The organism is Nostoc sp. (assembly GCF_036917435.1).
Lineage (GTDB): Bacteria > Cyanobacteriota > Cyanobacteriia > Cyanobacteriales > Nostocaceae > Nostoc.
In genome coordinates this window covers 67,387-82,850 of record NZ_JBALDM010000037.1, presented here as the reverse complement: position 1 = coordinate 82,850, position 15,464 = coordinate 67,387, and the positions used below count along the sequence as shown (strand labels likewise).

The window sequence follows — 15,464 nt, the reverse complement described above, 5'->3', positions numbered from 1 at the left end:
AATGCCCAAAGTTTGTAATAAGTAAACCTTCATAGTAGCTAGTAGTCTATCAAGAAATAATTGACGAATAAATCTTCTGTAGAGACGGCGATTTATCGCGTCTCTCCAAGTGTCAAAATGGGTTTGACATACCACTAGACGGAAGTTTGCCTTACCTTTAAGAAGGGTATTCTATCCTTTGTCTTAGCATATATTTGGCATGAATTTACTGTGTGATTATTTACCTTTAGATGGAAGGTGACAATATGACAAATAATCAAATTTGTCTGCTAGAACTCATCAGGATTTTTGCAGAATATCGTAACAATATTATCGTCAACATCAAACATCTACAAGAACATTATCAAAGAACAAGCATCAAACGGGTTAAAGGTGTGAGAAACGAAAATGGAGAACTGCTTCAACCTTGGCTGCAAACAGAATATATAGATAATGCTGAGTATGTTGGTATGGGAGAGTTTCAGTTTAACCGAAATACTGCTACTATCAATATGCTTATCAAACGGAAAGTCAGACTTGCCAAATCTGAAGATCAAACCCCCACTCTTGAAGTAGCAGGTTTACTGGTAAATAATCTCAATAGTTTTAATAACTACACAATTGTAAGTGATGGTAAAATCAACATAAAGTCCTTACAAGTCAAAATTAGTAGTAAAAAAGCTTTTGATTTGCTCAAAGAAAAGGGTGTTTTAGATGCAGAAAAATTTGACTTCCATACTGAATATTCTATCCATCTAGATAACTTACCGCTTGTAGCTTCTGATAGTCGTTACAGTAGTATTGATGGAGTATTCCATCAACTTGCAGAAATTAAAGTGCTTACTAGTATTATTTCTGCTCACTTAAAAAAGGAATCAGATGTATTTATAGCACCACAGTTAGATGAGTTTAAAAATCACTATCTCTCCAAGAATATTTACATCAATTTCCCTACAACTAATGAATATGCAAATATCCATGAAGCTCTGTTTAATGGTACTCTTGACTCAAGATTGAGCTATAAAATTGATATCGGCACTCAAGATATTCTAAACCTGAGTAAGTTCCCCTCGGCAAACAAATTTCTGAATAGAATGTATCGTCTTTACGATCGGGAAACTGGAGAAATTATTATTAATCCGAGTTTTGAGATGATGTTTAATGATAATATTGCTGTTAGGCACAGGTTACTTTCATCACGTACCAAGATTACGAAAGTTGACGAGTTAATGAAACCAATTTTTGATGATTTTCTTGGGCTTGAACAAAATGGCATAGTTTTAGGTATTCTTAAGAAAGTTGGTGCTGATAGTTTGGCGAAGTTATTTCAGGATAAACAAACTGGTAAGCAAATCAGCAAAGAGGAAACGATCGCAGCTTTGACGGCAGCGAATAACAAGCTAGAGAAATATGTAGAAAATATCTACCAAGATAAAATTTCTCCTTTGGTATTTTACATTGGTTGTACAGGACTATTGCCAGAGCAAATAGAAGCAAAACCTATGACTGCTGAAGAAGCTACTGTTAAATACCCAAATTTGCAATTTTCTAAAAATGAGCAAGATGGCAGTTTTTTTGCAGTTGGTGATAGTATAATCAGCATCTATGCCAAAACTGAATATTACAGTAAAAATGTGCCTATCCTAAATCTTTCATAAACAAAAACAACCCCGATGGACTAAAAAATCGGGGTTGTTTCGGTTTAAATTATCCCAAAAAAATAAAATTACTATATGAATAAATAATCTATTTTTACTTAAAGAAGCTGCTGATTATCCCCCAAGCACCGACTGGATAACTAAATCAGTCATATCACTAAGTCCCGTCCCAAATTCTGGAATTATAAATAGAAACATCATTGCAAAAATTCCGAATTGAGTATATTGCAGTGGCTTTAGCCGAGGAAAAATCTCACTGAAAACATGAAAGCCATCTAGTGGTGGAATTGGCAGCAGATTAAACAGAAATAAGGTCAAATTTATCCGAGCCGCTAAGTAAATAAATTCCTCACTGAAAAATCCTGTAAGACTCTGATTAGAGATAAATTTCAGCACTAAAATAAATAGAATGCCTAAAGCCAGATTTGATAATGGCCCAGCTGCGGATACCAAAATATTACCTAGCTTGGGAGAGCGAAAATTAGAGGGGTTTACGGGCATTTGTCCCCAAGCTATACCCATGAGGCACAGAAAAATAATCGATTCTTTGCCCATGTGAACTAGAGGATTAAGCGTAAGATGACCAGTTTTTTGTGGAGTATTATCTCCTTGACTCATAGCAGCCCAGCCGTGAGCAAGTTCATGCAAAGTGATGGAAAATATGACAATTAAAACGATTCTGAAAAAAAGAATCGGCTCTGTGATGAGTGTTTTTATAAACATACTTTACTAAATTTTGGTAATGCCCTATTTGTGCAATAACAAGCTCCTGGTATAAATGTTATTAGAATATTTACTTAATCGACTACTGTGATTTCTGGTATATTTTAGGAATCAAAATTTACTATTTTTATTAATCTCAGTTGATTTGATAGCTTAAAAAAATATTTCATAACACTTGAAGGATTTTAAAACCTGGTGGCAACTACGTATCTATTGTATTTTTTAGTATATAAAGATTTTGTACTGAGCTTTGTAATAAATATAGTGGTGTAATAGACTACACGATTAGAAGTCATGAATTACAGATAGATCAGCTTTATTTGTGTCTAACTGCATCTATAGTTTTATGTGTCTCTGCCTCAAAACAGAGGCGCTATTGTTTTGTTATTTTGTTACATCACTTTGCAAGGTTAATTTTATTACCTGAAATAGCAATATATTTACTAATAATCTTTAAGAAAGTTATGCAAAAATCAACTTCAATGAGACAATCTGACCTAATCTTCTCAACCTAAACGAAGACATGAACGATCGCACAAAGGCTCTTCAGGCTCTCGCGGCTGAACGTTGGCGGGTATCCCTAATTCTCAGTGGAGCCATGATGTTGATTTACTTTGGCTTTATCTTACTAATCGCATTCAATAAGCCCCTATTGGGATCATTAGTAGTTCCTGGCCTCAGCCTGGGAATTTTACTAGGGGCGCTGGTAATTGTCTCAGCATGGGTATTAATTTTTATCTATGTGCGTTGGGCAAATAGCAGTTACGACGACCAAATTGCAAGGCTGACACGCAAGTGAAAATTGAGCATGGGGCATGGGGCATGGGGCATGAGGTGGATGAGGGAGTAGGGAAAAAAGAATATTTATTTTTTACCAATGCCCAATGCCCAATGCCCAATGCCCAATAGCTATTAGCTATTAGCAATTTCTAGTCCAAAATCCAAAATACTAAACCAAAAAAGCATGAATAGTGTGTGGTTGGATCTGCCACTAGCGGCGGATATTACCAGTCTTGGTAAGTTTAACCCGTTAGCGATCGCTTTCTTTCTTCTGTTTGTTGTCAGTTCTCTAGGTATTACCTTTTGGGCGGCAAAGCTGACCAAAAATACTGCCCACTTCTATACGGCTGGCGGTAATATCAGTGGTTTCCAAAATGGGCTAGCCCTAGCAGGAGACTTTATGAGTGCAGCTAGCTTTTTAGGTATCACTGGGCTGGTTGCACTCAACGGCTTTGATGGCTTAATTTATTCTATTGGCTTCCTGGTGGGCTGGCCGATTGTGATGTTTTTGATTGCGGAACCATTACGTAACTTAGGCAAATACACCTTTGCCGATGTAGTGGCTTATCGTTTACAACAAAAACCTGTTCGCATCGCATCTGCCATTGGAACGCTGGCAGTGATTAGCTTTTACTTAATTGCCCAGATGGTAGGGGCTGGGGAGCTAATTAAACTACTATTTGGCTTTGATTATGAATTAGCCGTGGTCATCGTCGGTTGTGTGATGATGGCCTATGTGATTTTTGGCGGCATGATTGCCACCACTTGGGTGCAAATTATTAAAGCAGTTCTGTTGCTGGGCGGAACTATCTTGCTAGCTATCTTGGTACTGGCAAGATTTGGTTTTAACCCACTCGCTCTTTTCGCCGCCGCCGCAGACAAGTATCCAGGTGTATTAGCTCCAGGGAAACAGGTTTCCGATCCCTTTGATGCCATCTCCTTGGGGATGTCGTTAATGTTTGGCACTGCCGGATTACCCCACATCTTGATGCGTTTCTACACAGTACCAGACGCTAAAGCAGCACGCGTCTCTGTTACTTACGCCACAGCTATTATTGGCGTTTTTTATCTCCTTACCTTCATCCTGGGCTTTGGAGCGATGGCGCTAGTAGGGCAAGATGCTATCAAGCAAATTGGGACTGGTGGTAACATGGCTGCACCGATGTTGGCAGAATTTCTCGGTGGTGATGCTTTCTTAGGCTTTATTTCTGCTGTTTCCTTTGCGACAATTTTGGCGGTTGTAGCGGGGTTGACACTCTCAGGGGCGGCTGCATTGTCTCATGATTTGTGGGTGAATGTGGTGCGATCTGGTCATGCTGACGAGTCAGAACAACTGAAGGTAGCTCGCGGTGCGACAATGGTTTTGGGTTTAGTGGCGATATTTCTGGGTATTTTGTTTAAAGGACAAAACGTCGCTTATATGGTAGGTTTAGCATTTGCGATCGCAGCTAGTGCCAACTTCCCAGCATTGCTGCTATCAATGCTTTGGCGACGCTTCACCACTAGCGGGGCGGTTGCGAGTATGTTAGTCGGTACTTTCTCTTCGTTGCTGCTGATTTATTTATCACCTACTATTCAGGTAACGATTCTCAAGCACGCTTCTGCACCTTTCCCACTAAAAAATCCGGGACTAATTACTATTCCCCTAGCATTTATTGTGGCAATTGTCGTTTCACTATTGACTACTGAACAACAAGCACAGGAAAAATTTGCAGAAGTTGAGGATCGCATTCACATTGGTTCTGGGATGTGAATTGGGAATTGGGCATTGGGCATTGGGCATTGGGCATGGGGCATGGGGCATTGGGCATTGGGCATTGGTTGATTCTTCTCCCTCATCTTCTCCTACTCCCTACTGCCCTGTTTGCCTACTCTGTCCAAGCTCTTTGATATTTTTCATCACTTGTTGATACAAGTCGTTGTTACCCTGACTTTGAAAAATGCTTGCTGCTTGTTGTAAGTCCTTGAGTGCGCCCTGTTTGTCTCCATTGGTAGCGCGGGCGTTTCCTCGGTTATTGTAGGCAGGGGCAAAGTTAGGGTTGAGGCGGATGGCTTGATTGTAATCTGCGATCGCACCCTTTGGATCTCCATTGGCAGCACGAGCATTTCCTCGGTTATTATAAGCGATCGCATATTTGGGGTTAAGAAGAATCGCTTGATCGAGATCGTCTATTGCCCCTTTTTTGTCTCCATTGGTGGCGCGGGCATTTCCTCGGTTATTGTAGGCTTCGGCGTAGTTGGGATTAAGGCGAATCGCTTCACTGTAATCTTTCACTGCTTCTCTGTTACCTTCTAGTGAAGCGCGGGCATTTCCCAGGTTATTGTAAGCTTCAGCGTCGTTAGGATTGATGCGGAGGGCTTGATTGTAATCTGCGATCGCTTTTTCTTTGTCTCCCAAATCAAAGTAGGCTAATCCCCGCCCGTTGTAAGCTGCGCCATATTGAGAGTTTTGACTAATTGCTTTACCATAAGATGCGATCGCAGCTTGTAAATCGCCGTTCAAATGCTGATTCTTTCCCTGAAGATAGAATTCCCCACCTCTGGAAGCTGTAGCTGAACGACGGCTAGGTGTACTAACTCCTATTTCTGTCACCAAAACATTATCATTCTTGCTACAAGAAACACTGCTAATTGCTGTCAATGTAGTAAAAATAGCTATGGTAAATATTTGATTTACCCTTGTTCGCTTTTGCCTAAATAAACGCCGTCTCATAATTTAATATAAACTGCCATAACACCGGAACACACTTAGTACAAAAATCTAGATTTTAATTCTTTAACTCAATTGTCATTCTAACTTTTGATAGACATTTAAAGTCAATTAACAAATTTACCTGATATTCAATATATTTCTTTCATAGTTATATTAAATAAAAAATCTGAATTATAAAGTATAAAAATTGTCAATCCTACTTTTTGTTATTGTCATCACTCTACTTCTTGACAATCGATTTCTGAACAGAAAACTACTGTTAGTCATGTTTTTTAGGATACTTTTTGAAAAAATATATTTGAAATATTAAGATTTGTTTTAAATAGTCACTCCATAAATTCTGACATTTGTAGCCTTATAGACAATTTACTCATCTTCTGTTTCGCTCTCTTGAGTTTTAGAAGTTAGTCGCCAATAGGTAGTTTTTTCAATATCTACAGACAGTTGTTCCAGATTTGTCCCTAAATCTTTTTGGAGTTTCTGAGTTAGTGTGACAGGAAAATCTAAATCAATATCTTGAGTTTGGGCTAGCCTTGCCAATTCTGAGAAAGTAGCTTTGATTGTAGTGCGATCGTAACTAGTCAGCTTATGATAAGAAGTTTCAGATATATTCTGAGCTTGCATGGCTTTTTTGATGCGTTCTTGCAAATGCTCAAATTCTGAATTCAACAACTTGTATTGTTGTTCAATTTGTGAATATCTAGTACTTAGTGATATTAAATCTTCTGTAATGGGTTCGGGGCTGGCTTGAGCTTGTAAACCTAACAAATTTAAGTGGATTTGAGCAAGATAAATACAGTCTAGGTAAGCATACTCTATCTGTTCTTCTGTTAGGGGGCGTTTTGCCCAATCGCTTGTTTGTTCTTGTTTATCGATATTGTTAAAGCTACAAAGTGCCGTAGCTATGGTTTTGAGTTGGTAATTAGGTAATGGCAAAAGATAGTAGGGAATTTTTTTTGCCATTTCCAAAGTGCAAGTAATATTTTTAGCTTTCTTATTACCGAGAAGTTTTAAATCGTAACTGGCGTTGTGAAAAACTTTTTCAATGGCAGAATTTATCATAACTTTTTCAATAAATTCAGCTATAATATGGGGCTGATCTAACACATCTAAAAGGTAGACGCGATCGCCACTCATATCTTGAGAATCATCTAACACCTGAATCAGTGATAGTCTAGGATTACGACTTTTATAGTCGGCGACTTCTGTATCGATCCACAGTATTTTTGCATTGGTATATTCAGCAACAATGGCACTAATTTCGCGGGCGGAAGTAAGATATGGCATTGGCTAATATTTCCTGATATTTAGGGCATTGTAAGTAAGCCATAGTTTTCTAAAGTAACATTTTGTTGGTAATTTTGCTGGCACAGGATTGCAAAAACGCTGAATTTTTGAGTTGAATACGTTTCAACATCGCCAAACTGACTGAAATCTGATAACATCGAGTCACTACTGTAAGGCGGCATAGTTTATCATTCAAATAGCGCATCTACATTAAATTCATAGAAAGCTATAGACCGCATACGGAACCATATTGATTAGCAACCGTCAATAAAGTTGAATTGGCGCTTCTCAAAAATGGCTGCAAAATCTTAGCCGAAAGAAATCGTCCAAGTTTTAATTTCCAGTAAACTGAGTAATTGCTTGGGCACTTTTGCTACTTCACATTTAATTGCTTTTTAACATCTGCTCCTCACCATGACACACAAATTAATTGCTTCCAGTAATCAATTCGGAGATAGATAATGAAAAAGCTAATTCTATTACTAGTTAGTGGTATTTTGGTAGTTGGTTCTTTTGGCTGCCAAGAGGCTCCTAAAACTGGTTCAGAAACTCCTGGCACTACTAATGAAGCTGCTCAAGTACCAGCAAAACCAGCTTCGCAAACAAATGAAACTGCCAAAGTTCCAGGAATACAAACAACTCCTTTAGCAGTTGGCACAGATACTAAAGTTAAAGCCGGTTCTGAAAAAACAGCAGCAACAAAAGTTAAAAGTGACTTAAAAACTGAAGTTAGCGCAAAGTTGAACAAAGGCTTACCAGGCAATAAGTTACAAGTTGAAAACAAAGAGGGTGAAATTATCCTCAAAGGTACAGCAACTTCTGCTGAAGAACTCAAGAAAGCTGAAACTTTGGCTAAAGAAGTTCAAGGGGTGAAAACGGTGAAAGTGGAAGCAAAAGTTGAAACTGTAAAAAAGCCATAAAAGAATAACTGAAGCTTTTAGTTAATACTAGACTAGCTAAATCAGCTTGTCATCGTTATCAAAAATAAACAGGACTTACGCAGACGTAAATCCTGTTTATCTCACTTAAATAAGGGTGAGAAATTAGTAAGAGAAAACCCCTCACTATAGATTTTAAAAAGATAGAAGAAAATTGAACTACAACTGGCAGATTGATTTGAGGACTTGCAACAACTCAATTGAAGATGTAGAGCGAGTTATATCTAGTTTTGGCAATAATTGGTAAATGGGAGGATTCCCCTGCTGCATATAGACAAACTGGTAATCCATACCATTAGTAGTCACCCCCCAAACTGATGTTTGATTTTCTAGACTTTTGTACGCATAGGTGAGCAATTGTGGCAATCCTTCTAAAGCATTAAATGTACTATTTTTAGATTCAATCACTAGTATCCAAAAAGGTGTAGTTACTATCTTTTCTTGAGTTTTACTAACAGCTAAAATATCCATCCTTCCTTTGATATTCGTATCTTCATCTTCTACGTAGATGTCAGCAATATTTTCTTCTAATGTAATTTTAATAATGGGTTGATAAAAACCAGCTAACTTCATTAATGGTGCAAGGAAGAGAAATTTTACTTGTCCTTCGGAAATTTTACCTTCTGAGTAGTATTCATGGTATGTCTTACGGATTACCTGTAATTCCTGGTGTTCAAATTCTGTAATATTTTTTAGCGAGAGTAATGATGTAAATGAGTCATTTAACTGTTCTTTTAATTTCAGAAGGCTTTGAACATCTTTCAGCCTAAGATTTCTTGCATCTACAGTAATTGTCATTGATTTACTCTTTCCTCGTTGAAGTTGAACTTGATAAAGAGGGCAACATTTTCATCCAGCAGATATTTGAGAGTCATTCTCCTATGCTTTTTTCATTGTTTATTCCTACCAACTTAACTTGGTTGCATAATTTATTTTATTATGTTTACCTATAAAATTATCTTATAAAGTATGTAAGAGGATGTTTTAAAAGTCTAAATTTTTACTTGCCTGGGCGAATATAATTCGCGGCTACACAGAGAAAACCCACCTTCGTGGGTTAAAAACCTTGATTTTTGGTTAGTCTACGGAGGTGGACTTTGCTTGTATAGTAGCGAATTATATTCGCCCAAAACTTTTCAAACACCCTCTAAGATACTCTTGCAATAAATGGGAATTAACTGATAATAATGCCTTTAACAACGCCAACTTGTTGAATTATTTTTACAGTTACTTATATCAAATAAAACTGGAATCAGTTGATCTAGTTGCTGTTGAGCGCGTGTAATTAAATCTCATGTTCGTACCAACTCTAGCAGTATTGCGCTTTTCTCTGAAACATTATTCTCCTTCCCCCCTCTGTGTTCTCTGCGCCTCTGCGGTTCGATAATCCCTAATTTTCCCCCCTACCCTCTTGCGAATTTTTAATTAGTTGATACACTTGTTCTTCATTAGCCCAGTTAACCAGCGCCTATGGTTCATATCAAGCGCGTGGAACTTACCAACTTCAAATCCTTCGGCGGTACTACCTCAGTCCCTTTGCTGCCGGGATGTACTGTCATATCTGGGCCAAATGGTTCCGGTAAATCTAATATTCTAGATGCACTGCTATTTTGCCTCGGACTCTCCAGTTCTAAGGGAATGCGAGCCGATCGCCTCCCAGATTTGGTAAATAACACCCAAACCTCCAAAGGACGGGCTTCTATTGAAGCTAGTGTCACTGTGACATTTGATTTATCTGGGGAGGATATCTTACCTCAATCCGTAAAGGTGCAAAGTGAGGGAGATGAGGAAGAAAATCCAAAATCCAAAATCCAAAATCCAAAATCGACAGAGTGGAGTGTTACCAGAAGGCTGAGAGTAACTCACCAAGGGAGTTACACGTCGAATTACTATATCAATGGTGAAGCTTGCACGCTGACGCAGCTGCACGAAGAACTAAGTAACCTGCGGGTTTATCCTGAAGGCTACAATGTGGTGCTGCAAGGGGATGTCACCAGCATTATCTCGATGAATACGCGGGAACGACGGGAAATTATTGATGAATTGGCGGGGGTGGCGGCGTTCGATCGCAAAATCATTCAAGCTAAGTCAACTTTAGATGAGGTGAAGGAAAAGGAAGATAGCTGTCGGATTATTGAAACAGAATTAACTGCACAACGCGATCGCCTTTCCCAAGATCGGGCTAAAGCTGAGAGATATCAAAAGCTTCGCACAGAATTTCTGGCGAAACAATCCTGGGAAGCTGTTTTATCATGGCGATCGCTACAAACACAACAAGAAAAGTTAGTTCACGAAATTCAAGCAGGCGATCGCAATTCTAGTGAACTCTCAACTCAACTCACAAATCTAAATTCCGAAATCGTCCAAAAAACTGCTGAACTTGAACAACTCAATACCCATGTCAAAGCATTGGGAGAAGATGAACTTTTAGCGGTACAATCTACCCTCGCCACCCAAGAAGCAGAACGAAAACAACTCCAACGTCAGCTAACAGAATTAGAAACAGCTTCCCAAGAAACCGCCAAACGTCTGACTCAAACTCAGCAAGAGATTCAGAAACACCGTCATTCCCTAGAAGAAATTGCCAAAACACAAATTGTAGAGACGCGATTCATCGCGTCTTCACAACAACAAAGAAACGAAGCGTACCAAGCCTTAGAAACATCCCGCGAAGCAGCCGCCGAAATCGCCTCGGCTTCAGAAGCGTGGGTGCAGCAACAAACGGCATTCAACCGTCAAATTGAAACTCTGCTGCAAACTCTAGAACCGCAACGTACAGAAAAAGCACAACTCACGGAACGCAATAATCAGTTACAGCAATTAATTTCAGAACAAACTCAGTTAATTGAACGCGACGAACCGCTATTAGCCCAAAAACAAACTGACTGTAGTCAAATTGAAACAGAATTTAACGCCTCTAGTGAACCCATCCAAAATTTAGCCCAAAATCTCTCAGCCACAGAACAAGAATTGCAAATCCAACAGGAAACGCAAAAACGGTTACTTTTTGAACAACGGGAAAAACAACGCCAGTTGGATAAAATCGAGGCGCAAGCGCAAGCACAGCAAGAAGTCCAAGGAACCCAAGCTAGTAAAGTTATTTTACAATCGGGAATGCCTGGACTTTGTGGCTTAGTTGTGCAGTTAGCAAAGGTGGAACCTCGGCATCAACTAGCTTTGGAAATGGCTGCTGGTGGACGTTTGGGACATATTGTGGTGGAAGATGATGGTGTAGCCGCAGCCGGGATTGAATTACTCAAACAGAAACGTGCAGGGAGAGCGACTTTTTTACCTCTGAATAAAATTCACGCTCCGAAATTTACTCAAGATGCAACGCTGCGTTTCGCTAGTGGCTTCGTTAATTATGCTGTGAACTTAGTCGATTGCGATCGCCGTTACAAAGATGTATTCAGCTATGTTTTTGGTAACACAGTAGTATTTGCCAGCCTTGAAGCGGCGCGGAAAAACTTAGGGTTATATCGCATCGTCACCTTAGACGGGGAATTGCTGGAAACTAGTGGTGCAATGACAGGTGGTAGTAACAGCAATCGTTCAGCATTGCGGTTTGGCAATGCGGAAGCGGCAGAATCTGATGAAGCGATCGCTTTGAGAAGTCGTTTGGTGGATATTGAACGGGTTTTAGAGCGTTGTACGGAAGCGATCGCAACTTTATCAGCCAGAGCCAAAAAACTCACCCAAGAACTCGCAGAAGCGCGTCAGGCGCGGCGCGAACAGCAATTGCAATTGGAACAGTTGCAGAAAGACATTAAGAGTTTAACAGCGCAATTAGAGGGGACGCGATCGCAACTTGCCCAAAACAGCGAAAAGTTAGCCACCGCTCAATCCCGATTGGAAATTTTAGATCGGGAATTACCGGGACAAGAAACTCAGTTGCAACAATTGCGACACGCTTTAGCAGAGTTGGAAGCATCCCAAACTCCCAGTGAATGGCAACAAATCCAGGCGACAATTAAAATTCAAGAGCAACAATTGCAACAACGGGAGACAGCATTACGCGAAGCTGAACAAAGATTAAAAAATTTAGAAAATCAGCAACAGCGATCGCAAGAAAAAATCCAAGAAGCAGAGACACGCATCGCAGAATACGAAACCCAACAAATCACTTGTAGAGACGCGATTCATCGCGTTTCCACACAAATCACAACGATAGTCGAGCAAATCGGCGAAACCCGCGTGATGTTGACTCAAATGGAACAAAATTTAGGAGAAGAAAAACAAAAACGCGACACTACAGAATTGGAAGTGCGATCGCACCTTTTGCGCCAACAACAATTGCAATGGGAAATCGAAAAACTCAAAGAAACCCAAGAGAAGCGGCGAGAGGAACTAATTGCACTGCAAAGCCAGTTACGGGATATGGGAGCAGAATTACCAAATCCCTTGCCGGAAGTTCCAGATAAAGTAGATTTGGAAGAATTGCAGAAAGAATTGCGATCGCTTACCAAACGTTTACAGGCGATGGAACCTGTGAATATGCTGGCGTTGGAAGAATACGAACGCACTCAAAACCGTCTCCAAGAACTGACGCAAAAATTAGAAACACTAGAAGGGGAACGCACCGAATTACTTTTGCGGATTGAGAATTTTACCACATTGCGGCAACTTGCCTTTAAAGAAGCATTCGATGCCGTCAATGAAAACTTTCAATCAATTTTTGCCATTCTTTCAGACGGCGACGGCTATTTACAACTCGAAAATCCCGAAGATCCCTTTAGCAGTGGACTAAATTTAGTCGCACACCCCAAAGGTAAACCCGTACAGCGCCTAGCTTCCATGTCTGGGGGAGAAAAATCACTTACAGCCTTGAGCTTTATCTTTGCCCTGCAACGCTATCGCCCATCGCCCTTTTACGCCTTTGACGAAGTAGATATGTTCTTAGATGGAGCAAACGTAGAACGATTAGCTAGAATGATTAAGCAACAATCACAACAAGCGCAATTTATAGTTGTGAGTTTGCGCCGTCCGATGATAGAATCAGCCGAACGCACAATCGGCGTTACTCAAGCACGAGGAGCTTACACTCAAGTTTTGGGGATTAAGTTACAATCATCCAATACATCTGCTTGATTTTTTGTTAATAATAGTGTATGGATAAACCGGATTCGAGATCAGGACTCGGTATAGAATGACCTCCGAACAGATAATTAGGCGTTCCGATATATTAAACACCCAGGTGATTACCCGCGACAACGGCAAGCGGCTAGGCATCATCAGTCAAGTCTGGGTAGATATAGATCAACGAGAGGTTGTAGCTCTTGGTTTGCGAGACAGCCTGATCTCCATTTCGGGCATACCGCGCTACATGTACCTCAACAATATCAGCCAGATTGGTGATGTCATCTTGGTTGATAACGAAGATGTAATTGAAGATATTGAAGTTGAATCTCTCAGCAATCTGATTAACTGGGAAGTAATTACAGAAACAGGTGAAGTACTAGGCAAAGTTCGGGGCTTCAAATTCAACGGTGAAACCGGGAAGCTTAACTCTATAGTCATCGCTTCTTTAGGAATCCCCCAAATTCCCGACCAATTTTTGAGTACTTACGAGTTCTCAGTGGATGAAATTGTTAGTACTGGCCCCAATCGGTTGATTGTGTTTGAAGGAGCCGAAGAACGGGTTAATCAGTTGACAACTGGTTTACTAGAGCGTTTGGGTATTGGTAAAGCGCCGTGGGAAAGGGATGCAGAGGAAGAATACGGTTATACTCCACCGCGTACAATTGCAGCACCCAATCAACTGCCTAGTGGAGTGCCATTGCAGCCACCCAGACAAAAAGTTCGCGCCCCCGAACCCGTAGCGCGGGAAGAGGAATGGAATGAAGACTATGTGGAAGAGGAAAGGCCACAGCGTCAGGTAATGAAGGCACAGCAGTATGAGTCTATTCAATATGAAGAAGACGAGGAAGAAGATAACTGGAGTGAAGCAACAGGTAACGACAGGTATCGACAACCCCAGCCGCTAAAATATGATGCCAAGCCTTACAGCAAGCCTTATGTTGATGAATACGATGATTATGACGACGTAGACGGTGATGCTTGGGAAGATGAGCCGAAGCCTGTGAATATTCCTAAAAAAGTTAAGGAAAGACAGCCAGAATACGAAGAAGAAGGCGGATATTAAGTAATTCGTAATAGAGCCTCCGGCACGCTCCGCGTTAAGCGAAGCTATGCCGCAGGCTTTACGTAATTCGTAATTAAATTTGAAGATTAATTTAGCTCTTTCCTTACAAGTAAGGAGGGGGCTAATTTTTTAGAACGCACTAGCGAGAGGAAGTTGCACAAAATTATTTATACACAACTGTTTAGTGTGTACAAGGTTTCATACCTAGGGACTTCCAACAAATAAATTATCCCAGAACTCCGGTTGTTAAAACATCTCAAAAAAAGCATCATCTAATTCATAACCCAGCATTTGGGCCATAGACTTCAACCGCGAGAGGCTAGGGATATCTTGCTGTTTGAGCCAATCACCTAAAATAAAGATTTTGTGCATCAAAAATATCTCTAAGGCTTCAGGATTATACTGAATACCATCTTTGGTACTGAACTGGTGTGGTACTAGCATGGCGGCATAACGAGCAAATTCTCCAGCTTTCCAGTCTAGTAAAAATGCTAACCAGGGATATTTGGCATCTAGACGCACAAACCACAGCCGTACCTCTGGAATTTCTGAGAGTTCTCGTGGATCGCCAGTTTCGAGATTGTAATTGATATCAAAGCGTAGTTGCTGTTCATGGGATGCAACCCCATCTTGCAGCATTTGTTCAATCACCGTTGAGGCAGGCGACAGATCAAGATTGTTAATGAAGTCATTATTGAGTGCGATCGCAATTGTCTTTGACTCAGCAGCCACTTTTTTTTGCTCAACTGTAGGATCGAGAATCTACAGTAGCAGCTTTCAGGCATTGACGCTACATTAACAATTCGTAATAGAGCCTCCGGCACGCTCCGCGTTAAGCGAAGCTATGCCGCAGGCTTTACGTAATTCGTAAATTAGTATTTATTAATAAGTAGATTAGTGTAAATTATAATTAAAATACTTTGATTTATTCTCGTCTACTTACTTTTTTGGTGATAATTAATTAACCTAATACAAGGTTTATATAGCGGTTCCCATTAAGATACAACATTAATAGCGAAGTGTAAGGGCACTGCACTGCCCTGCTACAGGTGTACCTCACTCAACCGAGAACTGCTATAGACAAGTCTGGCTTTCTAGATTTAGTCTGGTTACTTCAAATGCTTTGGCATAATGCCTCAATCAACCCCTGTTAAATGTAATAGGGTTGACTTTTTGGTTTTGTGGTAGGCGCAATACAAAATTTAATCAATCAACATTAATAACTTCGCGTTGTATTTGAGTCT

Annotated in this window: 12 protein-coding genes; 6 read left to right on the top strand and 6 right to left on the bottom strand. The window is 40.1% G+C overall.

Features of this window, described 5'->3' with window-relative positions; genetic code table 11:
• Positions 1–245 precede the first annotated feature (245 nt).
• Positions 246–1,637 (top strand): hypothetical protein, encoded by a 1,392-nt coding sequence (locus tag V7K98_RS17440; protein ID WP_335023961.1) that lies wholly within the window; start codon positions 246–248, stop codon positions 1,635–1,637.
• 114 nt (positions 1,638–1,751) lie between these two features.
• On the opposite strand, the gene V7K98_RS17435 is transcribed toward V7K98_RS17440, so the two are convergent.
• Complete coding sequence (locus tag V7K98_RS17435; RefSeq protein WP_335023959.1) at positions 1,752–2,360, bottom strand: site-2 protease family protein; 609 nt, start codon at positions 2,358–2,360, stop codon at positions 1,752–1,754.
• Between the two features lie 523 nt (positions 2,361–2,883).
• Here V7K98_RS17435 and V7K98_RS17430 point away from each other — a divergent pair.
• Both V7K98_RS17430 and V7K98_RS17425 read left to right on the top strand, forming a co-directional pair.
• Positions 2,884–3,159, top strand: a complete 276-nt coding sequence (locus tag V7K98_RS17430; RefSeq protein ID WP_335023957.1) for a DUF485 domain-containing protein — start codon at positions 2,884–2,886, stop codon at positions 3,157–3,159.
• Between the two features lie 165 nt (positions 3,160–3,324).
• Complete coding sequence (locus V7K98_RS17425; RefSeq protein ID WP_335023955.1) at positions 3,325–4,893, top strand: sodium:solute symporter family transporter; 1,569 nt, start codon at positions 3,325–3,327, stop codon at positions 4,891–4,893.
• Positions 4,894–4,992: 99 nt separating this feature from the next.
• Here V7K98_RS17425 and V7K98_RS17420 read toward each other — a convergent pair whose 3' ends face one another.
• The 3 genes from V7K98_RS17420 to V7K98_RS17410 form a co-directional block, all read right to left on the bottom strand.
• The gene (locus V7K98_RS17420; RefSeq protein ID WP_335023953.1) at positions 4,993–5,853 is read right to left on the bottom strand and encodes a tetratricopeptide repeat protein; all 861 of its coding nucleotides are present in this window, start codon (positions 5,851–5,853) and stop codon (positions 4,993–4,995) included.
• A 366-nt stretch (positions 5,854–6,219) separates the two neighbouring features.
• Positions 6,220–7,140, bottom strand: coding sequence for a ribonuclease D (locus tag V7K98_RS17415; protein WP_335023951.1), 921 nt, complete (start codon positions 7,138–7,140; stop codon positions 6,220–6,222).
• Positions 7,141–7,160: 20 nt separating this feature from the next.
• Positions 7,161–7,322 carry a hypothetical protein gene (locus tag V7K98_RS17410; RefSeq protein ID WP_335023949.1) on the bottom strand — a complete coding sequence of 54 codons (162 nt, stop codon included), beginning with the start codon at positions 7,320–7,322 and terminating at the stop codon, positions 7,161–7,163.
• 279 nt (positions 7,323–7,601) lie between these two features.
• Here V7K98_RS17410 and V7K98_RS17405 point away from each other — a divergent pair, with 279 nt between their 5' ends.
• Positions 7,602–8,060: a BON domain-containing protein gene (locus V7K98_RS17405; RefSeq protein WP_335023947.1), complete on the top strand. Its 459-nt coding sequence runs from the start codon at positions 7,602–7,604 to the stop codon at positions 8,058–8,060.
• Positions 8,061–8,237: 177 nt separating this feature from the next.
• Here V7K98_RS17405 and V7K98_RS17400 read toward each other — a convergent pair whose 3' ends face one another.
• Positions 8,238–8,876, bottom strand: a complete 639-nt coding sequence (locus tag V7K98_RS17400; protein WP_335023945.1) for a restriction endonuclease subunit R — start codon at positions 8,874–8,876, stop codon at positions 8,238–8,240.
• Positions 8,877–9,548: 672 nt separating this feature from the next.
• Between V7K98_RS17400 and smc the strand changes: the two genes are divergently transcribed.
• Both smc and V7K98_RS17390 read left to right on the top strand, forming a co-directional pair.
• Positions 9,549–13,166, top strand: coding sequence for a chromosome segregation protein SMC (gene smc / locus V7K98_RS17395; protein WP_335023943.1), 3,618 nt, complete (start codon positions 9,549–9,551; stop codon positions 13,164–13,166).
• Positions 13,167–13,224: 58 nt separating this feature from the next.
• A complete protein-coding gene (locus V7K98_RS17390; protein ID WP_335023941.1) occupies positions 13,225–14,220 on the top strand; it encodes a PRC-barrel domain-containing protein in 996 nt (331 codons plus the stop codon).
• A gap of 246 nt (positions 14,221–14,466) precedes the next feature.
• On the opposite strand, the gene V7K98_RS17385 is transcribed toward V7K98_RS17390, so the two are convergent.
• Complete coding sequence (locus V7K98_RS17385) at positions 14,467–14,952, bottom strand: CRR6 family NdhI maturation factor (protein WP_335023939.1); 486 nt, start codon at positions 14,950–14,952, stop codon at positions 14,467–14,469.
• Positions 14,953–15,464 lie beyond the last annotated feature (512 nt).